Origin of the sequence: Pseudoalteromonas sp. P1-7a (assembly GCF_001401855.1) — a bacterium.
Classification (GTDB): Bacteria; Pseudomonadota; Gammaproteobacteria; order Enterobacterales; family Alteromonadaceae; genus Pseudoalteromonas.
The window spans coordinates 38,646-64,254 of sequence record NZ_LKDU01000008.1; the positions used below are offsets into that span (position 1 = coordinate 38,646).

The 25,609-nt window shown below is 42.5% G+C and carries 20 protein-coding genes; 9 read left to right on the plus strand and 11 right to left on the minus strand.

The genetic code is table 11. The annotated features are described in order from the left end of the window. Nucleotides 1-43 precede the first annotated feature (43 nt). The 4 genes from AN389_RS07445 to AN389_RS07460 form a co-directional block, all read right to left on the minus strand. Nucleotides 44-1,204: an HDOD domain-containing protein gene (locus tag AN389_RS07445; protein ID WP_055019522.1), complete on the minus strand. Its 1,161-nt coding sequence runs from the start codon at nt 1,202-1,204 to the stop codon at nt 44-46. A gap of 45 nt (nt 1,205-1,249) precedes the next feature. Beyond that, nucleotides 1,250-1,831, minus strand: a complete 582-nt coding sequence (locus AN389_RS07450; protein ID WP_004588186.1) for an aminodeoxychorismate/anthranilate synthase component II — start codon at nt 1,829-1,831, stop codon at nt 1,250-1,252. A 128-nt stretch (nt 1,832-1,959) separates the two neighbouring features. Further along, nucleotides 1,960-4,233, minus strand: a complete 2,274-nt coding sequence (locus tag AN389_RS07455; RefSeq protein WP_055019523.1) for a bifunctional diguanylate cyclase/phosphodiesterase — start codon at nt 4,231-4,233, stop codon at nt 1,960-1,962. A gap of 328 nt (nt 4,234-4,561) precedes the next feature. Further along, entirely contained in the window at nt 4,562-5,551 is a 990-nt protein-coding gene (locus AN389_RS07460; protein ID WP_055015606.1) for a zinc-dependent alcohol dehydrogenase family protein, read from the minus strand. A gap of 299 nt (nt 5,552-5,850) precedes the next feature. Here AN389_RS07460 and AN389_RS07465 point away from each other — a divergent pair, with 299 nt between their 5' ends. Further along, nucleotides 5,851-6,090, plus strand: a complete 240-nt coding sequence (locus AN389_RS07465; RefSeq protein ID WP_055015607.1) for a YdcH family protein — start codon at nt 5,851-5,853, stop codon at nt 6,088-6,090. Nucleotides 6,091-6,232: 142 nt separating this feature from the next. Here the strand turns inward: AN389_RS07465 and AN389_RS07470 are convergent, their stop codons facing one another. After that, the gene (locus tag AN389_RS07470; protein ID WP_055019524.1) at nt 6,233-7,060 is read right to left on the minus strand and encodes an SDR family NAD(P)-dependent oxidoreductase; all 828 of its coding nucleotides are present in this window, start codon (nt 7,058-7,060) and stop codon (nt 6,233-6,235) included. A gap of 303 nt (nt 7,061-7,363) precedes the next feature. On the opposite strand from AN389_RS07470, the gene galE reads away from it, so the two are divergent. From galE to glpD, 7 genes are all read left to right on the plus strand, one after another. Beyond that, entirely contained in the window at nt 7,364-8,377 is a 1,014-nt protein-coding gene (gene galE / locus AN389_RS07475) for a UDP-glucose 4-epimerase GalE (protein WP_055015609.1), read from the plus strand. A gap of 1 nt (nt 8,378) precedes the next feature. After that, nucleotides 8,379-9,443, plus strand: a complete 1,065-nt coding sequence (locus AN389_RS07480; RefSeq protein WP_055019525.1) for a UDP-glucose--hexose-1-phosphate uridylyltransferase — start codon at nt 8,379-8,381, stop codon at nt 9,441-9,443. Further along, nucleotides 9,433-10,581: a galactokinase gene (gene galK, locus AN389_RS07485; protein WP_055015611.1), complete on the plus strand. Its 1,149-nt coding sequence runs from the start codon at nt 9,433-9,435 to the stop codon at nt 10,579-10,581. The genes AN389_RS07480 and galK overlap by 11 nt, the downstream gene beginning before the upstream one ends. A 19-nt stretch (nt 10,582-10,600) precedes the next feature. Next, a complete protein-coding gene (locus tag AN389_RS07490) occupies nt 10,601-11,602 on the plus strand; it encodes a Gfo/Idh/MocA family protein (RefSeq protein WP_055019526.1) in 1,002 nt (333 codons plus the stop codon). Nucleotides 11,603-11,633: 31 nt separating this feature from the next. Beyond that, nucleotides 11,634-12,962 (plus strand): dienelactone hydrolase family protein, encoded by a 1,329-nt coding sequence (locus tag AN389_RS07495; protein WP_055019527.1) that lies wholly within the window; start codon nt 11,634-11,636, stop codon nt 12,960-12,962. A 206-nt stretch (nt 12,963-13,168) separates the two neighbouring features. Then, a complete protein-coding gene (gene glpK, locus AN389_RS07500) occupies nt 13,169-14,671 on the plus strand; it encodes a glycerol kinase GlpK (protein WP_055015614.1) in 1,503 nt (500 codons plus the stop codon). A gap of 198 nt (nt 14,672-14,869) precedes the next feature. After that, nucleotides 14,870-16,375 carry a glycerol-3-phosphate dehydrogenase gene (glpD, locus tag AN389_RS07505; protein WP_055019528.1) on the plus strand — a complete coding sequence of 502 codons (1,506 nt, stop codon included), beginning with the start codon at nt 14,870-14,872 and terminating at the stop codon, nt 16,373-16,375. 86 nt (nt 16,376-16,461) lie between these two features. Here glpD and AN389_RS07510 read toward each other — a convergent pair whose 3' ends face one another. Together AN389_RS07510 and AN389_RS07515 are read right to left on the minus strand one after the other, a co-directional pair. Beyond that, a complete protein-coding gene (locus AN389_RS07510) occupies nt 16,462-17,412 on the minus strand; it encodes a 2-dehydro-3-deoxygalactonokinase (RefSeq protein ID WP_055019546.1) in 951 nt (316 codons plus the stop codon). 1 nt (nt 17,413) lies between these two features. Then, nucleotides 17,414-18,172 carry an SDR family NAD(P)-dependent oxidoreductase gene (locus AN389_RS07515; RefSeq protein WP_055015617.1) on the minus strand — a complete coding sequence of 253 codons (759 nt, stop codon included), beginning with the start codon at nt 18,170-18,172 and terminating at the stop codon, nt 17,414-17,416. Nucleotides 18,173-18,349: 177 nt separating this feature from the next. On the opposite strand from AN389_RS07515, the gene AN389_RS07520 reads away from it, so the two are divergent. Then, entirely contained in the window at nt 18,350-19,051 is a 702-nt protein-coding gene (locus AN389_RS07520) for a FadR/GntR family transcriptional regulator (protein ID WP_055019529.1), read from the plus strand. Nucleotides 19,052-19,104: 53 nt separating this feature from the next. On the opposite strand, the gene AN389_RS07525 is transcribed toward AN389_RS07520, so the two are convergent. The 4 genes from AN389_RS07525 to AN389_RS07540 form a co-directional block, all read right to left on the minus strand. Continuing rightward, on the minus strand, nt 19,105-21,237 hold the full coding sequence (locus tag AN389_RS07525; protein WP_055015619.1) for an alpha-galactosidase: 2,133 nt from the start codon (nt 21,235-21,237) through the stop codon (nt 19,105-19,107). 432 nt (nt 21,238-21,669) lie between these two features. After that, a complete protein-coding gene (locus tag AN389_RS07530) occupies nt 21,670-23,148 on the minus strand; it encodes an SLC5 family protein (RefSeq protein ID WP_055015620.1) in 1,479 nt (492 codons plus the stop codon). Between the two features lie 81 nt (nt 23,149-23,229). After that, the gene (locus tag AN389_RS07535; RefSeq protein WP_055019530.1) at nt 23,230-23,991 is read right to left on the minus strand and encodes a SapC family protein; all 762 of its coding nucleotides are present in this window, start codon (nt 23,989-23,991) and stop codon (nt 23,230-23,232) included. Between the two features lie 12 nt (nt 23,992-24,003). Continuing rightward, entirely contained in the window at nt 24,004-25,530 is a 1,527-nt protein-coding gene (locus AN389_RS07540; RefSeq protein WP_055019531.1) for a tryptophan halogenase family protein, read from the minus strand. Nucleotides 25,531-25,609: the final 79 nt, after the last annotated feature.

The following is a 25,609-nucleotide window of genomic DNA, read 5'->3' on the forward strand; positions in this document are numbered from 1 at the left end:
AGTCGCAAATTACCGATATAAGGACCAGCCAATAAGCTGCTTTTTAGTCAATTTGAATAGCTAGGTTGGTAAAATTGCTTGTTTCAAGGACTTTTAGCTCATTTTTAGTGAAGCCGTGATACGAAAACCACGCATGTATTTCATCTTGCTCAATAAGTTGATGTTGTTTTAGGTTTAAGTATTGCGAATAGCATCGCGCTTTTAGCATGACCTCACTCATGGGGAAAACATCACTACTTTGCTCAACACCATGAGCAAGTTGCGCCATCACGTGATTAAACGGTAAAGCCTTAAAAGCCATTTTGCGGATTACTTTAGCACTTAACGCAAGCGACTTAGTGCTTAACAACGTAGTTAAAAATAACGGATCGGGCTTTAATTCCATCAAGGCCGTGTGTAAGTCTTTTTGTTGTGCCTCGCGTGCTATTTGCACCTTGCGTTGCCATACCTGTTCAAACGTTTTTAAGTACAAGCGCACTAAAGCTATGCGCCCTACATCTATTAGCATGCCCAGTGTAAAAGCATGTATAGGGTTTACATCATTCAGCTCTGCAATTTTTTGTGCCGCTATTGCATTAGCCATGGCAGCATCGCGTAGGCGGCGCTTTAATAATGGAAATGGCTCGGTACTGTGTGGCATCCAGTGGCGCACAGCAAAAGTGGGGATCACTAATTGCAGGTTATCAAGCCCAATATAACGCAGTGCAAGTGCGGGGCTGTCTACTTTTACTGAGGTACTTTTACTTCGTTGTTTTCGATAGTAAGGCAGGTTTACTAATGACACTAATTCACGGCCAAGCCAGCTAGAATCATTTACCAATGGCTCTAAACGCCCCACACTTGCCGACTTAGCCGCTAGTATATCTAGCATGGTGGCCACGTTATCTTCTATACCTATGGTGTTTTGAATAACAGCATCCATATCTTCTAATTGCTTAAATATGGCTGATTCAATTACTTTATGAAGTTGTTTACTCGCTTGTGCTCGGTACTTGTGATGCGCAGTACTACTTTGCTGGCGTTTATGCTGTGCGGCAACTTCTACTTCTAATAAAGTGCGCTGCTTTATGGGTTCACCATAATCAATTTCTAGCGTATGAATAAAGCCAATTTGTTGATGTGCAAAGCTATGGCCAAGCAGCAAATCGTGAGCACGCTGGTCAAGCATGGAGGCTATTCGCTTTTGCGACGCAAGTTCAGTCATAAAGTCCATTCAGTAAAGTGTTACCATTCGGTGGTTACTGTAAGGTTAGAAGCGAGATAAAAAGTTAGCAAGCAATTCGAGCCCTTGAGTAGTTAAAATAGCCTCAGGATGAAATTGTACGCCTTCAAGAGCAAGCTCTGTGTGAAGTAGCCCCATAATTTCGTCAAACTCACCTTGCTCGGTTTGGCTCCACGCAGTAATGGCTAATTCACTTGGTAAACTGTGTTTTTCGACCACCAGCGAGTGATAACGACACACAGTAAGCGGGTTTTCTAAACCGGTAAATACCCCTTTATTATTATGAACAATAGGTGAGGTTTTACCATGCATAACTTGCTTAGCACGTATAACCTTGCCTCCTAGCGCTTGCGCTATGGTTTGATGCCCTAAGCAGATCCCCAAAATAGGGTAAATGCCTTTTAGTTGCTCAACGACATTGAGTGACACACCCGCTTCGTTTGGCGTACAAGGCCCCGGAGAAATAACAATATGCTTGGGGTTAAGTTGCTTAATTTGCGCAACCGATATTTCGTCATTACGCTTTACCAGCACCTCTTGGTTTAAGCGCTGAAAATATTGTACTAGGTTATAAGTAAACGAATCGTAGTTGTCGATCATCAACAGCATTACACAACGACCTTATTTAAAATGGAGTGCCCTTTGCTCACATGTGTGGCTTGTATAATGAGCAGTATAAGCATTTATAATGCCTATTCTATCACTAATAATTCCCCAACATACATTAGCAAAACACCTTAAAAACTTACGCCTTTAGCTAAAAACACTTCAAATTCGTTTGCAGGTATTGGCCGGCTTAACAAGTACCCTTGAATTAGGTCGCAGTTATACTCTTTTAGTTTTTCAAGTTGGGCATGCTCTTCTACGCCTTCGGCGATAATATCGAGCCCTAAGTTTTTAGCTAATTGGCAAATACTCAACACTAAAGCCTGATCGCGTGTGTCAGTGGCCATATTGCGCACAAACGACTGATCTATTTTTAATTTATTAACTGGAAAACGCTGTAAGTAACCCAGCGACGAATAGCCCGTTCCAAAGTCATCAATTGATAAGCTAATACCCAGTGTACTCAGCGCCTGCAGTACTGAAATACCAAACTCTTCATCGTCCATAATGGCGGTTTCGGTAATTTCTAGCTCAATTAAATGCGCGGGCACGTTAAAATGCGCTAACCGCTGTTTTATGCTTTGCACAAAGCCTTGCTGTGTAAATTGCCTTGCAGATATATTAATAGCCAAGCGGATATTTAAGTTTTGCTGATGCCATTTTTTAGCTTGGGCAAAGGCACTATCAAGTATCCATTCGCCTAATGGCAATATAAACCCGCTGTGTTCGGCAATAGGAATAAACTGCGCCGGAGAGACAAACTTCCCATCATCAAACCACCTAATTAAACATTCGCAGCTGTTTATGGTTTGCGATTTAAGGTGCATTTTAGGCTGAAAATAAAGCTCAAACTGCTGCTTTTCAATGGCGGTATCAAGACGCCGAGCAATATGCAGCTGCTGGGCATGCTTAACTCCGCTTTCGGTATCAAAATAAGCGTAGGGAATATTACGTTTTACCGCTTCTTCTAAGGCAATATTGGCGTGCAATAGAAGCGTTTCATAGTCATTACTGGTTGGGTAGCGTGTTACACCACAGTTAAAGCTCATACGCATTTCACCGTACGGTGTGCTAATAGCTTGGCTTAAACGGCTTTGTACGCCTTTGAGTAAGTCATCTAGGGTTGTTGAGCAATCTTGCTCGGTATAAATAACCACAAAGTTAGCATCGGCAATGTGGTAGAAGGTCAGTTTGTTTTTGCTTTTTAACTGCTGAGAAAATTTATTAGCGCTGCGCGATAAGTGCATAGCAAAGGCATTTATACACTCGTTAGCCCCCGATAAACCATATTGCTCAAGCAATAGCTTAAAGTGGCTTACATCAATCAGCATTAAACTAAAAGGTTGCTCAAGCGAAATTAGCTCATTGGTGTATGTTTCTAAACTGGCTTGGTTAGGCAACTTTGAATACGGATGGTGAAAGGCTAAATACTCTAATGAGCGCTCTGCCTCAAATTGCTCTGTTACATCGCGTATGTGTATATCAAAGGCATCTATTTCTTGCAGCCAATGTATTTGGTAAGTGAGGTAATGGTTATCTAGCTGTGTATAAAAGCGCTCAACATGACTAGCCGACTGCTTAGTGTCTATTAGTTGCTGCTTTATATTAGGGCTTAGTAATGCAATGGGCGTGCTGTGTTTATCGCTTACATACGCTTTATGCATAGCAATAGCGGCAGGGTTACAGTAGTTAAGCTCAAGGTTGGCGCTTAAACTCACAATTGGGTTAGGGTTGCGCGTTGGAAATAGCGCTAAACGTTCGTTACGGGTACTAAGTTTTATAAATTTAGATGCGTAACGCCCTGTATAAATGCTTACCAGCACTATGGCAAACGTAAACAAAAACACAATATTGACTGTGGTGTGCAGGTTGCTTTCGGTGTCTGTGTAGCCGCTATCAACTGCATTTGAAATAATCGTTTCTGCATTTGTTAAGTGCCCCATCACTTGGGCTTGCAGTTCAGTGAGTTGCTCTAGTTGTTCTCTGGCTAAATCCCAACTAGTGCTGCTGCTTGATAGGTTTTCGTGTAATTTAAGTGCTAAGTCTAAACCACTTTTAAACTCATCACTTAAGCTGCTTTCTAGCGCTAATGTGCTGTGGTTGTGATCTAGGTTTTTTATTAGCGCAAGTATACTTACATGGTTTTCTAAAAAGTCGATTAAATAAAGTTCACGCTTACTCGTTGCGTAATACTCATATAATAAGCGCTCTTGCTTTACTAGGTAGGTTTCGATTAATCGAATATCGCGCAGCGCCGGAATTTGTTGTTCCATTAAGGTCGATGAGGTGCGCTTAATGGTTTCTGCCTGATAATAAACCATCGCAGACAGTACACAGCCTACCAGCACAATACCGATATAAAATTGCTTAGCCTTACTGGCAAATTTATTAGTGAATATTTTCATATAAACGCTTGCTTTGACCCCAAAATATTAACAACTAATTTTAAAACGTAATTATATACGATTAATAAAAGCACTATTGTTTATATTTAGTTATAAAAAAGGGTGTACGAACGTTAATCAGGCGGCGCAAAAGAAAAAGCCGGCGAGTATGCCGGCCTTAATGATACCAATCCGCAATAATACTTAGTCATTTTTAGGGGCTAAACGTGTCGCTATCTGCGTTAAAAAATTCTCATTTAGAACAACTAAATAGCGAATTTCTTGCCTTGCTATCAACACGCTTTTCCATCCTCAAAATAGATCACTTAATTATGCGGATTGGTATAATTTATTGTACAGAAATAACAACTTTACCCATGGCTTGGCCACTTGCTAAGCGGTCATGCGCTTTAGCTGCGTCTTCTAAACTAAAGTCTTGTTCGTCAAGTACAGGGCGCATACCGCCTGCTTCAACAATTTGTGCAAGTTTAGTAAGTTTGTCGCCGTGGTCTTGACGGTTAAAGTCGTGGATCATTGGAATAAGCATAAAGATTACGTTTAACGATAACCCTTTAAAGTGTACAGGGCTTAAATCCACCTCTAATAAGGAGAGCGTTGTAGATACCTGAGCATTTAGCTTTGCTGCAGCAAATGAGTTAGTCAGGTTACCGCCACCTACGGTGTCAAACACCATGTCAAAGCCCGCATTATTAGTGTGCTTTTCAACATACTGCTCTACGGTTTCGTCTTTAAAGTTTATGCCTGTAGCGCCAAAGCTTTCTATTAGTGCTAGTTGCTCTGCATTACCGCCCGTTGAGTAAACATCAGCGCCAAAATGCTTAGCTAGTTGTACTGCTAAATGGCCTACGCCACCTGCGCCGCCGTGCACTAATACTTTTTGCCCTGCATTTACACTTGCACGTGTTAAGCCTTCAAGTGCTGTAATACCTACAAGTGGAATAGCGGCTGCTTCTTTCATGCTTAGGTTTTTAGGTTTGTGAGCGATTAAGCGCTTATCAGCAAGAATAAACTCAGCAAGTGTACCGGGTAAATCGCCTAGGCCACCAGCACAACCATATACTTCATCACCTACTGCAAAGTCTGTTACGCCTTCGCCAACAGCTTCAACGGTGCCTGCAAAGTCCATCCCTAAAATGCCCGGTAATTCTGGAGCAAAGGGCAAGTCAGCACCCATTTGACGAATCATCATATCAATTGTATTTACGCTTGTTGCCGCTATACGAACTAACACATTACCTGCTGTTACTTGTGGTTTTGCAACCTCTGTTGCTACAAATTCTTCAGTGCCACCAAAATTATTAATTATCATTGCTTTCATGGGTATTGCCTCTGTTATCTGTTGATAAGTCATTATGTAGTGAAGTTTCATTGTAGACACCCGCTTTACAAATGATAATAAGGCTAAATAAACAATCAGTTTCAAAATAATATTGATAATAGTGTTTAGGTATCTCCCATCCTTTTTAAAAATAGGGATTAAGGCAAACCCTACCCAGTCGTTGCGCTATACCCATTTAGGTTTGCTGTGGTTGATTTATGGTTGTGTAAACCCCAGAGTAATAAATGAAAAGGTAGTAATTCACTTAAATAACTCATTTATCCTACTAAGGAGCGACTATGTTAGGCGAAGACCACTCACTGACCAATGACTTTCCACAGTACCTAAATACCATTGCAGAGCTAAATAAAAACGATACAGAATTTGCCAAAAAGGCAGATAAATACGACAAGCTAGATAAAGAAATACGCACTTTAGAGCTTAAAGATGCGCCCATTAGCGACGAGCAAATGAATCAGCTAAAGCATGAGCGTTCAGAATTAAAAGACTGGTTATACGAGCGTTTACAGCAAGAGTAATATTGCACAAAAAAAAGAGTTCACCGTTAGGTGAACTCTTTGACGATCAACAAAGGGTAAAACATTTAAAGCACATATCGGCTTTATAAAAAACGACTAGGTCTTATTAGGCATGAGTAAAATTTTTCGCATTAATAGCCCACTAGCTATCAACATTTAGCTGAGTAAGCAGGCTATCTAACGTATCAACTAACTGTTGATTTTTATCCGGGTTGAGCGCATCTGGATGCGGCGGTGCAAAGCGCTCTGCATCGTTATCGAAATAAAGGCCAGTGGCATCTTTAAATTCGTCACTTAATGCAGCGCGGCAAAAAATATCGGCGCCTAGTTTTAAGTCGCCACCAGCAAGCCCGTAGGCATCTTTTACCATTTTACTACCTAGTAACGACTTAGGATTTACTGCAACGACTAATGGCCCGTTACCTTTAAGTGCTAAACCTAAGTGACGCGACCACATAGTGATAGCCAATTTGCTTTGCGCGTAAGCTGCGCTATCTGACAGTGGCTTTTTGCCCACTAACGAGTCAAAGTTAACGCTGGTTTGTGCAGCCGATGACACGTTAACCACACGTGATTGCGTGTTCATTACAGGCAGTAACGCTTTAGTAAGTAAATAAGACGCTAACGTATTAACTGCAAAACGTGCATCTAGCCCATCTACAGTGGTGATATTAGGCAATTTATATACACCGGCGTTATTAATAAGTACATCGAGTGTTTTATTCGCGTTTTGTAAGTCGGCTAACACTGACTGAGCTAATGTGTTTACTTGCGCCATATCGCTTAAATCAGCAATGTAGGTCGCTGTGCTTGCTTGCGGGTAATCAGCGTTTAGGCTTGCTTGTACGGCCTTTAACTTGTCTTGGTTGCGCCCGTGCAATAATACAGTATGCCCTTGCGCTAACAACATTTTAGCGGTCTCTAGGCCAATACCGTCGGTGGCACCGGTTAATAAAATTGTTTTTTTCATGTTGATCAATCCTTCTCTATTAAGACTAGCCCATTGCATTAATGCCAAATTACACAGGCATTAACTCACTGCTATTTGTTTATATTAGCACCCCTTTTAACGACTAATAATTAGTGACTCAGTAGAATCAGTTTATAGAATTAATTGATAAACCTAGGCACCTTTATTAAGTAGGCATAGCACTGTGCCTTTGCTAGGGCGAATTTTAAGCGTTTATTTGAAATAACGAGCAATCATAACTATTGTTTTTAAATTACCTTAATAGTAGTATTTATCATATAAATACACTTTTCGAGAAAACACATGAAAGTTTTAGTTACAGGCGGTATGGGTTATATAGGTAGCCACACATGTATTGCCCTTCATGAGGCAGGCATTACCCCGGTTATTTACGACAACTTATCTAACGCAAGCCCCCGTGTGCTTGATCAACTCGAAAAAATTACCGGTACTCGTTTTGAGTTTATTTTAGGTGACATTCAAGACGAGCAGCAGTTTAAACTTGCCCTTAAACACAGCAAGGCAGAGGCTGTATTTCACTTTGCAGCGCTTAAAGCGGTAGGTGAATCAACCGAGCAACCACTGCGTTATTACCAAAACAATGTGTCAGGCACATTAAGCATGCTACAAAACATGCAAGAGGTAGGCGTAAACCATATTATATTTAGCTCATCAGCCACTGTGTATGGCGAGCCAGATTACCTCCCTATTGATGAAAAGCACCCTATACGCGCTACTAACCCTTACGGTTGGACCAAAGTTATGGTTGAACAAGCCATGCAAGACGTATGTAAGGCTAACAGCAAATTTATGGGTATAGCGCTTCGTTACTTTAACCCAGTAGGTGCTCACCCAAGCGGTTTATTAGGCGAAAGCCCAAATGGTATTCCAAATAATTTAATGCCTTTTATTGCCCAAACTGCGGTAGGCAAACGTGAAGTGGTTAATATTTTTGGTGACGACTACGACACTAAAGATGGCACTGGCGTGCGCGACTATATTCACGTTTTAGATTTAGCTAAAGGCCATGTAGCAGCCTTTATGCAGCACAAAACAGATACTGCCTTTCATGCCTATAACCTAGGCACAGGGCAAGGTTATTCAGTACTTGATATGATCAACGCTTTTAGCGCATCAGCCAATAAAGATATTCCTTATAAAATTGCACCGCGCCGTGCAGGCGATATTGCCTGTAATTACGCCGATGCCACAAAAGCGCAAACCACACTTAACTGGCACGCAGAACTAACACTAAGCGACATGACAAACGATACATGGCGCTGGCAAACTAATTACCCAAGTGGGTTGGAGAGTTAACATGGCTTTATTAGAAAGTACTCACAGACGTAAAAACCCGCTAACGGGGCGTTGGGTATTAGTATCACCGCATCGTAATAATCGCCCGTGGTTAGGCGCAACAGAAGCAGTAAACGAAAGCGTACTGCCAAAACACGATGAAAGCTGCCCACTTTGCCCAGGTAACACCCGTGCAAATGGCGATAGCAATCCAGATTACAAATACACCCATGTATTTAAAAATGACTTTGGCGCTCTGACACCTAATGAAAGCGAGCAAACGCAAAGCTTAGCGTCAGACAGCGATTTATTTATTGCTGATGAAGCAAGTGGCGAATGCCGTGTTATTTGTTTTTCGCCAGAACATAATAAAACGCTGCCAGAGCTTGAGCACGGTGCCTTACACGAAGTCGTAAAAACCTGGAAAGACAACTACACAGAACTTGCACAGCACTATGAATGTGTTCAGGTATTTGAAAATAAAGGCGAGATAATGGGTTGCTCGCAACCTCACCCCCATGGCCAAGTATGGGCTCACTCGCACTTATCAACCGAAATAGAAGCCGAAGATACCCAGCAGCTTGCTTATTATAAAAAGCATGGCAGCGCAATGCTTGCCGATTACGTGCAAAAAGAGCAAGCAGATAAAACTCGCGTCGTATTTGAAAACGAGCACTGGCTTGTTGTAGTGCCATTTTGGGCAGCATGGCCGTTTGAAACACTGCTTGTAACTAAAGATAACATTCAAAACTTTAGCCAGCTAAACGATGCGCAAACAGACGCCCTAGCACAGGCACTAAAAGTATTAACGACTAAATACGACAACGTATTTAATTGTAGCTTCCCGTATTCTATGGGGTGGCACAATGCCCCCGCTAATCGAGGCTCAGATGAGCAACATTGGCGCTTACATGCTCATTTTTACCCGCCGCTACTTCGCTCTGCTACCGTGAAAAAACACATGGTTGGCTACGAAATGCTAGGCGAAAGCCAGCGCGATTTAAGCGCAGAAACAGCTGCCTCTATTTTACAAGCAGCCAGTACCACACACTACAAAAAAACAGCAGGACACACAGATGACGCTTAACGATTTTAAACAACACTTTTTATCACTGTACGGTGCGCCTGCTCAAGGTATTGCTGCTGCACCTGGGCGTGTAAACCTCATTGGCGAATTTACCGATTACAATGACGGCTTTGTATTTCCGTGCTCGTTAGAGTTTCGTACTCAAGTTATGTTTAAAGAGCGCGACGACAACATAATTACCGTGCATTCGTTAAATTACCCAGGCGAAAAAGACAGCTTTAGTGTTGATGAAGACATCAGTGAAGGACAATCGCAATGGGGCAACTATATTCGTGCCGTGGCATTTGTATTAAAGCGTGCAGGCCACACTTTACGTGGCGCCGATTTACTTATTGACAGTAACTTACCACAAGGCAGTGGTTTATCGTCATCGGCCGCATTAGAAGTAGCCATTGGTGGTATGTTTAACCATATTGCACAACTAGGTTTAAGCGAAGAAAAAATTGCATTACTAGGCCAAGAGGCCGAAAACGACTTTATGCATTGCCAATCGGGCATTATGGATCAGCTTATTTCGGCAAAAGGCGAAAACGGTCATGCTCTTTTAATTGACTGTGAAAACCTAGCCACTGAGTCTGTAAAAGTACCGGATGATTTAAACATTGTTATTGTTAACTCTAACTACCCACGTAAGTTAGTAGATAGCGAATACAACCAACGTCGTGTTGACTGTGAGCAAGCAGCTGCAAAAATGAACGTAGCTACACTTCGTAAAGCCACTATGGCTACGCTTGAAGCAACAAAAGATGCATTAAGCGAAAACGAGTACAAACGTGCACACCACGTAATTAGCGAAAATGAGCGTGTAATTGCAGCAACTAAAGCGCTGCAAAATAACGACATTGATACGCTGCGCGAGCTAATGGCGGCATCGCACCAATCGCTTAAACATTACTTTGAAGTAACCGTGCCAGCGACCGACGGCCTAGTCGAAATTTGTAAAGAAGCCATGGGCGAACGCGGTGCAGTACGTATGACCGGCGGCGGCTTTGGCGGTGCGATTGTATGTTTATGCCGTGATGCAGAAGTCCCCCTTATTAAAGCAGCGGTTGAACAGCACTACTTTGAACGCTTTAACTTAAATGCCGACATTTACGTATGTTCAGCAGGTTCAGGATTACAAATTACGTCTTTTTAAACATCATTAAGGAATAAGCATGGCAAAGGTTAATTGGGGTATTATTGGGTGTGGCAATATTGCTCACACCTTTGCTAAAAGCATTACGCATTGCGCCAATGCTCAGCTTATTGGCGCAGCATCTACAAGCGAGCAGCGCGCAAATGAATTTGCCACACACTATTGTATTAAAGGCTATGAGAGCTATCAAACTCTTATGCAATGCCCACACATTGACGCCATTTATATTGCCAATACCCACGAGCAACACTTTAAAACCATTGCGCAATGCTTAATGCACAATAAGCATGTACTCAGCGAAAAACCCATTACGGTTAATGCACAGCAACTCACTACCCTTAGCCAGTTAGCCGAGCACCAAAACTGCTTTTTAATGGAAGGTGTATGGATGCGCTTTTTACCTGCCATAGTAAAACTGCAGCAGCTATTAAGCGAGGGCGTAATAGGCAAAGTACACAGTGTGAATGCCAACTTTAGCTTAGCGGGCAACTTTGCTGACTCGCACCGCTTAATGAACCCAGCGACCGCAGGTGGCGCATTGCTTGATTTAGGTATTTACCCTATATCAATTGCCGATGTGGTATTTAATAAAGCCCCTGAGCAAATTAAATCATTAGTACATAAAAGCACAACTGGCGTAGATGAGCGCAGTGTAACCCTTATAAATTACGGCCAAGGGCAATTTGCACAGCTTAGTAGCGCATTACAACAAAGTGGCCCTACCGAAGCCTGTGTTTTAGGGGAGCACGGATATATTCGCATTGCTGACTTTGTCGGTGCGCAGTCGTTAGAGCTTCATTTAAACGCACAACAAGTGCAGCATTTTGATTTTAGCTTTAATGACGATGAAAACTTTAAATTTGAAATTGCTCACGTTAGCGAATGTATTTTACAACAACAAACACAAAGCAATGTATTACCACTGAGTACCAGCCTGCGGGTAATGCACATAATGGATACGCTTCGTGCGCAGTGGCAGCTTAAATACAGTGATAGCGTTGAAACCCATGAGCTAGGTTAATAATAAAAAATACACTCAACAAGGATACACAATGACAAGCACACACACTTTAAAGGCGCTTTCAAAAGCCTTGCTGCTAGCGACTGGCTGCTTAACAGCAAGTACTGTTTTTGCAGCTCAAAAAACGCCTGAGCAACTCTACCCACCTTTAACCAGCGAAGTACTTCCTGAGCTTGCTGCTAAAGGGAGCTACAGCGTTGGCGTACAAACGCTTGATTTAGTAAATCCCGCACAGTTTGACCCTGCAACCCAAACTCAAAAAGATCGCCCCTTAAAGGTAGAAGTGTGGTACCCGGCAGCAAACAGTGCAAACGCTCCCTTAACCAGCTACAGCGACATAACCCGTACAGGTAAAGGGTTTACCTTACAAGCTGATGCCATGCGCGATGTAGCTATAAATAACAAAGAGCACTATCCCGTTATTGTGCTCTCGCACGGGTATACCGGCTATCGTACAATTATGTATTACTTGGGCGAACATTTAGCATCGCACGGATACATTGTGGCAGCCATAGATCATACCGACTCAACCAATGCCGATGTTGATTTTAAAAATGCGCCGTTTTCGGGCTTTTTTAGTACCCTTATTAACCGCTCACGCGATCAGCAATTTGTACTTAACTACTTTAATGAACAAAACAACTTTGCCAGCAAGCAAGTAGATAACAAAAACACAGGCGTAATTGGTTACTCTATGGGTGGTTTTGGCGCAGTTAATACGATTGGTGGCTGCTATGATTTTAACGAGCAAACTACCGCCATGTTTACCGGTATAAAAGACCCTGCACAAATTAAGCAAGTGCAGCAATTACTCAATAGCTGTGCTGGTGGGCAATATAAAAACCCACAAGTAGATACACGCATAAAAGCTATGGTGGCCTTTGCGCCTTGGGGCGGGCAACATAACTTATTTAATGCCAGTGCTATGCAAAACATAAAAGTGCCTTCGCTTTATGTAGCGGGCAGCTTAGACGATATATCCGGCTATGAAGGTATTAAACACCTTTATGACCAAACGGGCAGCAAAGATAAGTACATGCTTACCTACAAAAACGCCCGCCATAATATTGCGCCGCACCCTGCACCTGCTATTGCCAAACGTAGCAGCGAGTTAGATATAGGCCATTACTACGAGCCATCGTGGTCAATGCGCACCCTAAACGAGACCAACAAACACTTTGTACTTGCTATGATGGATTGCCATGTAAAAGGCATTGCAAGCCAATGTGAATACCTAGACTTACCACAAAACGGCGACCAAGCTATTGTTGATGGTAAGCCACTGCCACAATGGCACGGGTTTGATAATCGTTTTTCTACAGGTATGGATTGGCAACAAGCTAAACCACACACCAAGTAATATTAAGCTTTAAGCGGCTATTTTTATAAATAGCCGCACTCGGACTTAAAATAATGCTGCTATAAACACCTGTTATTTAAAAGAGTTAGCAAATAAAAACAGTATGTTTGTTTTTTAAACGGCTATTTTAAGAAAAAATCGTTGCCATTAATCTTAGTTAAAGGCAATCTAGTCATATATAAGATAAGATAAATAACACAAATATCATGTCCAAATACATACTCTCAATTGATCAAGGAACCACAAGCTCTCGGGCCATCTTGTTTACAAAAGATGCAGACGTTTTTGGTACAGCACAGCAAGAATTTTCGCAGCATTTTCCGCAAAATGGCTGGGTAGAACACGACCCTAACGATATTTGGCAAACCGTGCTAAGTACCAGCCGCAAAGTGCTAGCCGATAAAAACGTAAAGCCTGAAGAAATTATTGCCATTGGTATCACCAACCAACGTGAGACCACCTTAGTGTGGAACAAAAAAACCGGCAAACCAATTTATAACGCCATTGTGTGGCAAGACCGCCGCACCAGCGATTACTGCGAAAGCCTAAGCACTGACGAGCTTTGCCAAACCATAAGCGATAAAACCGGCTTACTACTAGACCCGTATTTTTCGGCTACTAAAGTACGCTGGATTTTAGACAACGTAGAAGGCGCACGCGAACAAGCCCTTGCAGGCGAACTGGCTTTTGGCACCGTTGATACCTATTTACTTTGGCACCTAACGGGTGGCAAAGAGCACCGTACCGATGCAACTAACGCATCACGCACTATGTTATTTAATATCCATACTCAGCAATGGGATCAAGAGTTACTCGATTTATTCGAAATTCCTGAATCTATGCTGCCGCAAGTAATGGACTCAGCCGACGAATTTGGCTCAACCAGCGACGATATTTTTGGCGCGCCAATACGTGTATGTGGTATTGCCGGCGACCAACAAGCAGCCCTTGTGGGCCACGCATGTTTTGAACAAGGCATGGCGAAAAGCACCTATGGTACGGGCTGTTTTTTAATGCTTAATACCGGCGAAAAAGCGCTTACTTCTGAAAACCGCTTACTGACTACGGTTGCTTATAGATTAAATGGCAAGCCAACTTACGCCATTGAAGGCAGTATTTTTATGGCAGGCGCCACTATGCAGTGGATTGTTGAAGGCTTAAAACTATTAAGTCATGCCGGCGAGAGCGAATCGTTAGTAAAAGATGTACCGCTCGACCATGGGGTATTTTTAGTGCCTTCGTTTACAGGTTTAGGTGCGCCGTATTGGGACCCAAATGCACGGGGCGCTATTTTAGGTTTAACGCGCGACTCAGGCATTAGCACCATTGTTGCTGCGGCGTTGCAATCGGTTGGATATCAAACCAAAGACTTACAAAAAGCAATGGAGCGTGATGGCCTACGCCCAAGCGTGTTAAGGGTTGATGGCGGTATGGTTAAAAATAACTGGGTACTTGCCTTTTTATCAAACATTTTAGGCGCAACCGTAGAGCGCCCAACAGTGACCGAAACCACCTCTTTAGGCGTAGCATACTTAGCAGGCCTACAAACCGGTGTGTATGAGTCAACGGAGCAATTAGCAAAAATGTGGACCTGTGACCGTCGCTTTGAGCCAGTTATGAGCGCTGACGAGCGTAATGATTTATACGCAAAATGGCAGCACTGTGTAGCGCAAGTTCGTTTATCTAGTGACGATTGCCAACAGCAATAAAAACTAGCCGCTAATTAAGTTGGCGGCTTATCAAACATAAACAAAGTCAGCTAAATAGCGCGTTGTACGCTGTATGTTTTAAAAAGATCAGGATTAAAAATTAACACACAAAAAGCGCGGTTATCTATTGTCAAATAAGAACCGCCGCTTTATGATGTTATATGTCTTATTTATATTACAAATAAAAAGGTTAGCTCGGTGGAATTAGCAGATAACGAATACGACTTACTTGTCGTCGGTGGCGGTGTAAACGGCACTGGAATAGCAGCTGATGCAGCAGGCAGAGGATTAAAGGTGCTTTTGTGCGAACAATCAGACCTTGCCAGTGCAACGTCTTCAAATAGTTCTAAGCTGATCCACGGCGGTTTACGCTACCTTGAGCATTACGAATTTAGATTAGTAAAAGAAGCACTTGCAGAGCGTGAAGTGCTGCTTAAAAATGCCCCGCACATTATGTGGCCGCTCACCTTTAGGCTACCGCACCAATCGCACCTACGCCCAGCATGGATGATCCGCATTGGCTTATTTATGTACGACAACCTAGCTAAGCGCGAAACACTTGCTGGTTCGCGTGGCATTAAGTTTGGTGAAAACAGCGTATTAGAACCTTCAATTACAAAAGGGTTTGAATACTCAGATGGCTGGGTTGATGACTCTCGTTTAGTTATTTTAAACGCCCTAGCCGCTCAAGATAAAGGCGCGACCATTGCTACGCAAACCAAGTGTGTCAGTGCAAAACGCATTGATAACCAATGGCAGGTAACGCTTGAGCAACCGCAAACTAAGTCGCAACAGACGATTAAAGCCAAAGGCATTGTAAATGCCGCAGGTCCGTGGGTTGCTAAACTATTTGACGAAGCCCTGATAGAAAAGTCACCTCAAAATATTCGCCTTGTAAAAGGCAGCCACATTGTAGTGCCGCGAATTCACGATGAAAAACAAGCATATATTTTACAAAATAAAGATCAGCGTATTGTGTTTGTTATACCGTTTGAAGATGATTACTCACTGGTAGGCACCACCGATGTTGAACACAAAGGCGCAGCGCAAGATGTGAAAATCAGCGATGAAGAAATCGACTACTTAATTAATATTACTAACAGCTACTTTAAAAACCACATTAAGCGCGAAGACATAGTACATACCTTTTCGGGTGTGCGCCCACTGCTTGATGACGAGTCAGTTAATGCACAAAAAGTAACGCGAGATTACAAGTTAGAGCTATCAAGCGAAGGCAAACACACACCCCTATTAAGTGTGTTTGGTGGTAAAATTACTACCTACCGTAAACTTGCCGAAGCTGCGGTGAATAAACTTGAAGAGTTTTACCCGCAAATGAGTGCAGCATGGACTAAACACAGCGCACTGCCTGGTGGCGATTTTAGCTCGGTAGAAGCACTCACTAATGAGCTTAAAACGGCTTATAGTTGGTTACCAGAGATCACTCTTAAACGTTTTGTACGTACCTACGGGACTCGTGCAAAATTAATTTTAGGCAATGCAACCCAGCTAAGTGATTTAGGCCAAGACTTTGGCCATGGCTTATTTGCAGCAGAAGTCGATTACTTACTAAACGAAGAATGGGCGGGCAACGCTTACAATATTTTATGGCGCAGAAGTAAATTAGGCCTGCGTTTTAATGACGCGCAAGTGGCCACGCTTAATCATTATATTGCGCAAAACCAAGGGGCTAAAACAGCCTGACAGCAGGCTACAGCCAATTTCCCCCTTACTTAATTTAAGAACTAGCCCCCAATAATTGCACAATCAATATTAGGGGCTTTTTATATCTACTTGATTTTATTACTATTAAATAAGTAGTTAAAACCACTTAACGTAGCCTCTTTCACGTCAAACTCTAAACATTGCACACCAATGCAATTTAACGCATGGGTAAAACAGGTATTTAGTTGCTCTGTGCCAATAACCACCACTTTAGAGTTATTCACTAATTGCCATTCGCTGGCATGGCGTGCTGCGCGTACATCACTACCTATTAACACGCCCGACAAATACGCCTTGGCTTGCACGGGGGTTAGCTCTTTAGAAAGCTGGCGCGTACGGACACTAAAAATACCATGCGCCAAATTACCGCTGTCACTGCCTAGGGTAAGTTCACAACCTTGCTCAAAGGCATGCCAATCAAACTCCCCTGCCTCACAATCGTTAGGAATAAGTACACTTTGATGGCATAGCAAGTCGTATAATTCGCCCGTCATTGCGGTTTTAAAACAGATAATATGGCCATCTTTTAACAGCACCCATTTAGTATGGGTACCGGGTAAACAAATGAGTACCTCACCGTGCTGATAGGTCGGATTTTGTTTTAAAAACCCTAAAATTTGCAGTTCTTCGCCGCGCATTACATCAAATAAATTGTTTTTTAATGTACACTTTGTGCCAGGCAAGGCACTGACTTTATTACCTGCGCAATCAAAGTTAATTGCGCCACTGAGTAGGCTTTCGGGGTTTATAGGGCACGCCAAATAAGGGGTCTCTTTCCAGCCAATACTTGAGGTGATTTGCCCAGCCATATAAATAGGTAAAACGCCGTATTCACTGGTCCATGGTGCAACGACACCAATTAAAGTGTGTTCAAAATTTTGTTTATCTCTAATCACACCTGGGCCGTCGCGCTGAGCAATTAGCGTTAATTGCCCTGTGGTATTTACGCTGCATAAATAAGCGCGTAAATGACTCGTGCCCCAATCTACGGCTATAAAAAGGTTTAAGTGCTGCAACTTAGAGCCTCCCACCGTCAATTTTAATGCCTTGACCTGTGATCATACTGCTTTCGTCGGCAGCTAAAAAAAGTGCCAAGTTAGCCACATCTTCAGGGGTTACTAACTTTTTAAGTGCCATGGCTTCCATCCACTTCACTTGCTCTTCTTTAGTAAACCAACTGGCTAATTGGCGGTCGGTGGCAACCCAACCCGGCAAGATAGCATTTACTCTTATGCCAAACTCACCATAATCGCGAGCAAGTGCCTTAGTCATGCCGATTAAGCCAGCCTTTGCTGTAACATAACCCGCCATTTGCGGCTGCCCCATAATGGCATTGATAGAGCTAAAATTAATAATACTCCCCGCGCCTTCGCTTTTCATAAAAGACATAGCAACTTGCGAGGCAAAAAACGCCGGATTTAAGTTAATTTGTAGGCATTGGTCCCAATCTTGGACAGTAACATCTTCACTGGCTTGGCGGCGGTCGTTGGCTACATTGTTTACCAGAACATTGATAGCCCCTAGTTCAGCACATGCATCTACCAAAGATTGCTGCAAAGCATTTGAGTCGGTAACATCAACCTGTCTAAACCATAATTTAGCGTTAGGCAATGAGGCAATAAGAGATTGAGCAGCGTCGTTATTAATATCTATAAAGGCTATTTTGGCAGACTGAGCGGCAAATGCTTTTACCATTGCTCGGCCAATGCCTGAAGCCCCCCCAGTAATAAAAACAACTTTGCCAGAAATACTGGGGTACTGAGCGTGATTATTCAAATGCGTTTCTCCATAATACAAACTGCTTCTCTTAGTACTTATAATTATTTGCTAAAGAGATTACTATTACAGCTGTGTTAAAATACTTGCCTTTAGCAAAGTTTATAACATATCCTTTCGTACATTAATATGATATATGATATATAATAAAGCAATAACTCACTCGGATACCGCTCAATGAAAAGCCAACCTCGTCAAAACTTAACACAACAATTAACCCATGATTTAGGCTTTGCAATTGTGCGTGGCGTATACCCAGTTAACGAAGGCCTGCCCTCAGAAGCTGACCTATGCGTAAAATACGATGTGAGTCGCAGTGCCACGCGCGAAGCCGTCAAAATGCTCTCTGCTAAGGGTTTAATATCTTCTCGCCCTAAGCAAGGTATTCGCGTACTGCCAGAAAGCAGCTGGAATATGTTTGACACCGACGTATTACGCTGGATTTTAAGCAGTAAACCGTCACTTTCTTTATTAAAAGAGTTTACACAAGTACGTGTAGCACTTGAGCCACAAGCTGCCGCCTTAGCTGCTGAAAATGCCAGCGCCGAACAACTTGCTGAAATAGACAACGCACTTGCCCGTATGGCCGATGCAGATCAAGGCTTAGATGACCCATTAGAGGCAGATATTGCTTTTCATACTAGTATTTTAGTGGCCAGTAATAACCGTTTTTTTGTGCAGTTAACAGAATTTATTAGCACCGCGCTACGTGTAAGTATTCGCTATACCAATCATATTAAAGGTGTGCCAGGGGCGGACGTTGCAAAGCACGCTGACATTTTAGATACGATTAAATCGCGTAACCCAGAGCGCGCTAAACAAGCAGTAGAAACCATTTTAGAAGAAGCGCTTGAGCTGATTGAATCTAAACTCGATTAATAATTTTTCGAGTAATTAAAAAGGGAGCTAATGAGCTCCCTTTTTGCTGCTTGCTATACTTTAGTAAGCTCAAAAATAAGCGATGTTTGCGGGAATGAAATTGGCATTTGTAGGCCAAATTCCATCAGCGCTTCACCGGTAAATGTTTGTCCGTTAACAGCGGCAATAGACGAAGGTCGGTATTCTTCAAATTTAACAGGCCACACTAAATTAAGTGTGTACTGCGTATCTGCATCTAAACCAACAAAACGAAGCTTATTAGGCGCAGTGCGCGGTGTTTCGCGTACACTGTTATACGCAAATAACGCTTTTGATTTTTGCTCGTCGATTAAACCAAAGTTAATTGATAAATCGTCGCTATCGAGGCGATACAAATCGGCTGCATGAATAAAGTCACGGTGCTCTTTGTGTAGCGCAATAGCCGCTTTAAGCGCATTGTATTCATGATCGGTCAGTTCCCGTGGGTCCATTTCAATACCCATGTGGCCAAACAGTGATACCGCAGCACGCATTTCAATACTGACATTACGCCCTGTGATATGACAATCACGCGGTCCTACGTGTGCACCCATAACCGATGATGGAAAGAAGAAAGAACAACCACGTTGAATTTCAAGACGGTCAAGTGCATCGTTAGAATCTGACGTCCATACACGGTCTGTGTGTGCAAGCACGCCGTAATCTACACGGGCACCGCCTGATGAGCAGCTTTCAATTTCAAGGCCTGGGTGCGCCGCTTTAATGCGGTCAATTAAACGATACAGTGCCAGTGTTTGCTGATGCACTGCAGGCTTGCCTGAGAAGTTACCCGCGTGGTTAATATCGCGGTTCATATCCCATTTAATGTACTTAATTGTTGGGTATTCAACTAAAATGTCATCAATCGCTTTGTATAGGTATTCAACAACCTCTGTACGCGTTAAATCAAGCACCAGCTGGTTTCTAAAGCTAAGTTGTTCGTTATTTTCTGAGCCTAATACCCAATCAGGATGAGCGCGGTATAAGTCACTGTCAGGGTTTACCATTTCAGGTTCAAACCAAATACCAAACTCCATGCCTAAACTGTTTACATGATCAATCACTGGCGATAGGCCGTCTGGATAAATTTCGTAATCTACTGTCCAATCACCTAAGCCTGCATAATCACCACGGCGGCCTTTAAACCAACCGTCGTCTAGTACAAAACGCTCCACACCTAATGGCGCTACTTTGTCGGCTAATTGCTTTAGCGTGTCTACATCGTGGTCAAAATAAATGCCTTCCCACGTGTTGTAATGCACAGGGCGTGTTTTTTCGCGCTGTGCTTGGCTAAGTAAGTTAGCTTTAACAAAACGATGAAAATTACGCGACAGTGCACTAAAGCCGTCGCTCGAAAACGAGCCATAAATACTTGGGCTTTGATACGTTTGGCCTTTGGCAAGGGTAAGCTCGCCAGGTAATAATAACTCGCCCATTTGCACATAACGGCGCCCTTCAGGTAGTAGCTCTGCACGTAGCTTATTGTTACCGCTCCAACCTAAATGAAAGCCGTAACACTCACCTTGTTGCTCGCCTGCGCCTTCAGCGTGTACTAGTAAACCAGGGAATACATCGTGCGAGGTTTTACCTTTACGGTTTTCGCGAACAAAGCTGCCTAGCACTAAATCAACCGATTGGCGTTGAAATTCGTTAGACCAACGCCCTTCAAAGCTCACTAGCTTGTTCATGCTATCGGGTAATTGGAACGTGGGTGCGGCGCAAAAATTAACGCTTAACGGTGCATCACTTAAATTAGTTAAAACCGTGTGCGCACTTAGTACATCGGTGTGGCTATCAAGCGTTATACTGTGCACAACTTCAATACCGCGAAGCTCATCTACGCTTACAAACTCAAGGGTTGACGCACAAGGCTGACGAACTTCTTGAAGCTTTGGCCCAACTGACCAAGCAATTGTGTCGTTGCTCAACTCTAAACCGGGTGCACCAGTAAAACCTTCACCTAATAGCGGAGAAAGAGAAATAGGTGCTTCTTCAACCACGGCACATTTTACTTCCTGACGAGTCGCAAGCTGAGTTAGCATTGTTTCAGTTGTTTGCTCAGATAAACGCTTACCAAAATAAAGTAACGCTGGGGTTTTGCTCTGGCAGTCGAAAATAACGGTGCAGTTTGCGCTGTCTAATCGAAAGAATGGTTTAATATCAGCCATGATTCTCCTGTCCTCTTTAATGAAGATGAGTTTAATACGCGAGTACATTATTTGTGTGCTTACTCGCCGCTTACTGCATCAAATTGCAGTCAGTGATTTTAAAATAATAGTATATATCATACAAATTACTTTTAGATAGTGTTTACACTGTAATTTAGCCAATATTATTACTGGCTGTACCAGTAATTAAATTAAACTGAGGTTAAAAAATTTAACAACACCTTCAGCAATATTTATTTAGCAGACTTTCAGCCAGGGCAATTTTGTAATATCTCTGCGTAGTTAGCGCTCAAAGTCGCAACGAGTGATAGGTGGATTTTCTACGTGTAGTGTAGGTTAATTTAATAAATAAAAATCGGCCTAAGTTACCTTAGGCCGATTTAGTAATGTGTTAACTGGCTAATAAAAAGTAATGTAACTTTTTACTGCTGGTTATTTTGGTGCGTGCACTTGGGGCGTATCTTCAATAACGGGAGATTTACCTGACCACTGTGCATTTAAACCAAATACCACTTTATTAACGGTTAGTGCAAAGGCTACACAAACAATAAGTGTAATTGGCATTAAGTGAATATAGTGTAGTTCCGTATGTAGCGGCGAGTTTTCAAATGTCAGCATGCCATACATAACCACACCTAAAATAACCGCGGCAATACCTGCACGCGCATCCACATTTTTAAACAATAAGCCCACGACAAAAATTGAGAATATAGGCATACTTAATAAGCCGTTTAACTGTTGTAGTAAGTTAATAATGCTGTCGGCTTGCTGGTAAATAGGCACAAGCACAAGCGTTAAACTAGTAAGTAACAACGTAACGTAGCCACTTAGCTTTACTACACTTGGTTCTTTATTAAAGTATGCTTCGTGAATATCACACACATATAATGCAGTTGCAGAGTTTAATAAGCTGTTATAAGTAGAAAGCACTGCTGCTGCCATTGCTGCAGCAAACACACCCGTTAACCATGCGGGCATTACGTCTCCTACAATTCGGCCATAAGCTGCATCGCCAATGTCGCCATACAGTTTGTACGAAATAATACCCGGTAACACCACAATTGCCGGAACAATTAAAAAGCGAATACCCGCTGCTGCAAATATCCCTTTTTGCGCTTCTTTAACGTTTGGCGCAGCCATCGCACGCTGGGTAATGGTTTGGTTAGTTCCCCAGTAATACATTTGAATAAAGATCATACCGGTTAAAAGCGTAGGCCATGGGATTGGCGAGTCAGCGTCACCAATAAGTGTTAAGCGCTCTTGTGGAATGTCGCTAAAGTCGTAATCAATCGCATTAAGCGCTAAAAATACAACCAGTATTGCCATACCTAACACTAATAAACCATTATAAGTATCTGATACAGCAACCGCGCGTAAGCCTCCAAAAAATGCATAAATAGCGCCTACCAATGCAAATGCGGTCGCTATGTACATTAGCGGAATATCAACTTTAAACATGGTTTGCATAAATAGCGCACCAGAATATATAACCGCAGGCATGTAAATTAGCGCGTTACCTAAAAAGAATAAGCCACCAATAACAGCACGAATATGCTTATTGTTGTAGCGTTTTTCTAACAGCTCTGTGGTGGTTGTACAGTTGTACTTGTAATAAACAGGAATAAATACTTTGGCTAAAATAATAAGCCCTAAAATAGCCGCTAATTCCCACCACACGAGCAAAGCCATTTGATTGCCATTCATGCCCACCAGCTGGTCGGTACTTAAATTTGTGAGCGTAATTGAACCTGCAACAAACATCCAAGTAAGGCCACCGCCTGCTAAAAAATACTCTTTTGTTTGATTATCACCACTATTACGGTTTTGGCCTCGGCACTTCCAATATGTAAGCCCACCAATTAAGGCGGTTACAAAGAAAAAAACCACCAACTGCAAAATGTTGTCTGACATGTGTGTGTCTCCAGCGCGTTAAACGCAATGTCTGTCTATGTGAACGTATTAGCCTATGAAGGCTAAATAATAAATTGCACCTTACAGTGCGTGAGCATCTCGACTTAGTTCTAACTTAATTTGTTTTAATGGCATAAGTTCAGGATGCTGGTTATGACGCTTTACTAACGCATTTAACTGAAACAACGAAATAAGCATGCTGTTAAGTACGCTTAGGTAACCTTGTTTGTGTAAATTGGCAATGGTATCGCTGTCTAAAGTTTGCAGTTTATCTTCATCAACAGTGCTCAAACCTTGAATAGTTTGCGCCTCGCCTTGTTCAAACTGCAAAACAATATCTATGTTTTTGATAAGCCCTAAACGGGCAATTTCTTGGGTAAATTGATACGTTTGGTAATCATTTTTTAAATCGTTTTCTAGTAGCTTTTGTTGCGCACTTAAATACAGGCTTGGGTTGCCTTTGGCATCAAATAACGGCTCGCCTTGCTGCGTGTTAACGGCTGAGCTTTGCTCATCAATAGCAATAAAGTAATCACTGCTATTTGCCTCACGAGTGAGTAAATAAAGCGGCTGGGCTTGCATGCACACAGGCGTATAAAGCGCTTGCCAGTGATTGTTACTCACAAATAAACTTTGCCCAGCACTAAAGCTGGTTAAGCCCGAAATAGTGTAGCTGCCGTTGTGTGCATTACGCGCTATAAAAATAGGTAAATCGCAGGCAGCTTTTGCTACTTCGTTTGCACGTAGATTGACTAAATGCTGTGTTTTTGCGTATTCAACACCCGCATTAGGGTTAATTTTTATTGCTTGGTGTTGAGTATTTGATAGTTCACTAATTGCCATAGTTACACATCCTTAAACTGGGTTAGCCGCAAGCCACTGCTCAATATAAGCACGGTGAGGCGGCAACGTTTGCAACATCTGCTGTGTAAGCTGGCTGTTACGTTCAATTATTTGGTTTGCTTGCGCATCGTTTGAGTACAAATACGCTTGCTTAGTAAAGTCAGGCTTAAAGCCCATACCGTATAAAACATACTGGTAACTGGCAGCAGGAAATAGCTCTAATGCGCCATGAAAATCTTGAATAAGTGGACCACGTGCGCCCCAAAGCAATAAGTCTTCTTGTAAGCTTTGCGGAATGCTTTGCGTTTGTACGTGCGCTTGCCAATAAGGCTCTGGGCGCTTAGTTAGCATGTAATGTAGTTTTAAAAAGTCGATAATACGCTGCCAGCGATAATCCATTTGTTCATTAAAGCGCTTTGCAACTATGGGCATTACTTGGGTATCGGCTGGCATATGCTCTGCAACAAAGCGAGAGGAAATTTCAACCAACATAATGGCGGTTGCCTCAAGCGGCTCTACAAACCCTGCCGACATCCCCACTGCAACACAGTTTTTGTGCCAAAACTTTTCTCTGTAACCCGACTCAAAATTTATTTTTCGGGCGGTTAAACCTTTAGCGGCATCACCTAAATAGTTACGTAAGTTTTGTTCGGCTTCTTCATCTGATAAAAACTTGCTTGAATATACATGCCCTACACCACGGCGATGCGTTAGGCCTATATCCCAAATCCACCCAGCATTTTGTGCGGTGGCAATGGTATGACTTGCCAGTGACTCATCGCCTTCTTCATAGGGGACTTGCATAGCTAGGGCGCTGTCGTTAAATAATACGTGGTCCATTTTTTTAAATGGCACGTTAAGGGCTTGGCCTAATAACAGCGATGAAAAACCCGTGCAATCTATGTATAAATCGGCGTTTATGGTGCGGGTTTGATCTTTTAAGGTAAGGGTGTTTATAGCCCCGCTTTCATCAAGCTTTACCTGTTCAACGGTGCCAATAATATGCTCAATGCCTAGTTTGCTCTTACAATGTTGCTTTAATAGTTCCGCAAAGGCACCGGCATCTAAATGATATGCATAATTACAATTAGCTTGATACTCACCTTGTGCAATGCCTCTTGGCGCTAAGTTTGCTTCGCAAATATCGTGCTGAAAATTAGTTTGCTGGGCAAAGTTTTCAACATTATCTAAATAGGGGGCTAAATCTATACGGCCGTAGCCTAGCGGTACCGTAAAGGGATGGTAGTAAAAATCGTTGTTGCCATGTGTCCAGTTTACAAATTTTCCGCCTTGTTTAAAGGTGGCATTACAGGCTTTAAATACGTCCACTTCTCGCAAACCAATTTGCTGAAGCGTGTTTTTCATCGTGGGCCAGGTACCTTCACCTACACCAATTGTTGGAATATCAGATGATTCTACCAACATCACTTTTAAGCCATCACCCTTATTACCTTGGTGATACGAAGCGATAATTGCAGCGCTCAGCCATCCTGCTGTACCGCCACCAATTACGGCGATTGTTTTTATTGCTTTATTCATAACGGACTACTCTTTGAGTACTTTATTGATAACCGATTAGACAACAAATGCCCTTTCGGGCATTTGTTTAAATTAGTCT

Excerpts from the sequence above, each read along its gene's own strand:
- AN389_RS07445 (WP_055019522.1), bottom strand. The coding sequence starts at position 1,204 with ATGACTGAACTTGCGTCGCAAAAGCGAATAGCCTCCATGCTTGACCAG.
- AN389_RS07450 (WP_004588186.1), bottom strand. The coding sequence starts at position 1,831 with ATGCTGTTGATGATCGACAACTACGATTCGTTTACTTATAACCTAGTA.
- AN389_RS07455 (WP_055019523.1), bottom strand. The coding sequence starts at position 4,233 with ATGAAAATATTCACTAATAAATTTGCCAGTAAGGCTAAGCAATTTTAT.
- AN389_RS07460 (WP_055015606.1), bottom strand. The coding sequence starts at position 5,551 with ATGAAAGCAATGATAATTAATAATTTTGGTGGCACTGAAGAATTTGTA.
- AN389_RS07465 (WP_055015607.1), top strand. The coding sequence starts at position 5,851 with ATGTTAGGCGAAGACCACTCACTGACCAATGACTTTCCACAGTACCTA.
- AN389_RS07470 (WP_055019524.1), bottom strand. The coding sequence starts at position 7,060 with ATGAAAAAAACAATTTTATTAACCGGTGCCACCGACGGTATTGGCCTA.
- galE (WP_055015609.1), top strand. The coding sequence starts at position 7,364 with ATGAAAGTTTTAGTTACAGGCGGTATGGGTTATATAGGTAGCCACACA.
- AN389_RS07480 (WP_055019525.1), top strand. The coding sequence starts at position 8,379 with ATGGCTTTATTAGAAAGTACTCACAGACGTAAAAACCCGCTAACGGGG.
- galK (WP_055015611.1), top strand. The coding sequence starts at position 9,433 with ATGACGCTTAACGATTTTAAACAACACTTTTTATCACTGTACGGTGCG.
- AN389_RS07490 (WP_055019526.1), top strand. The coding sequence starts at position 10,601 with ATGGCAAAGGTTAATTGGGGTATTATTGGGTGTGGCAATATTGCTCAC.
- AN389_RS07495 (WP_055019527.1), top strand. The coding sequence starts at position 11,634 with ATGACAAGCACACACACTTTAAAGGCGCTTTCAAAAGCCTTGCTGCTA.
- glpK (WP_055015614.1), top strand. The coding sequence starts at position 13,169 with ATGTCCAAATACATACTCTCAATTGATCAAGGAACCACAAGCTCTCGG.
- AN389_RS07520 (WP_055019529.1), top strand. The coding sequence starts at position 18,350 with ATGAAAAGCCAACCTCGTCAAAACTTAACACAACAATTAACCCATGAT.
- AN389_RS07525 (WP_055015619.1), bottom strand. The coding sequence starts at position 21,237 with ATGGCTGATATTAAACCATTCTTTCGATTAGACAGCGCAAACTGCACC.
- AN389_RS07530 (WP_055015620.1), bottom strand. The coding sequence starts at position 23,148 with ATGTCAGACAACATTTTGCAGTTGGTGGTTTTTTTCTTTGTAACCGCC.
- AN389_RS07535 (WP_055019530.1), bottom strand. The coding sequence starts at position 23,991 with ATGGCAATTAGTGAACTATCAAATACTCAACACCAAGCAATAAAAATT.
- AN389_RS07540 (WP_055019531.1), bottom strand. The coding sequence starts at position 25,530 with ATGAATAAAGCAATAAAAACAATCGCCGTAATTGGTGGCGGTACAGCA.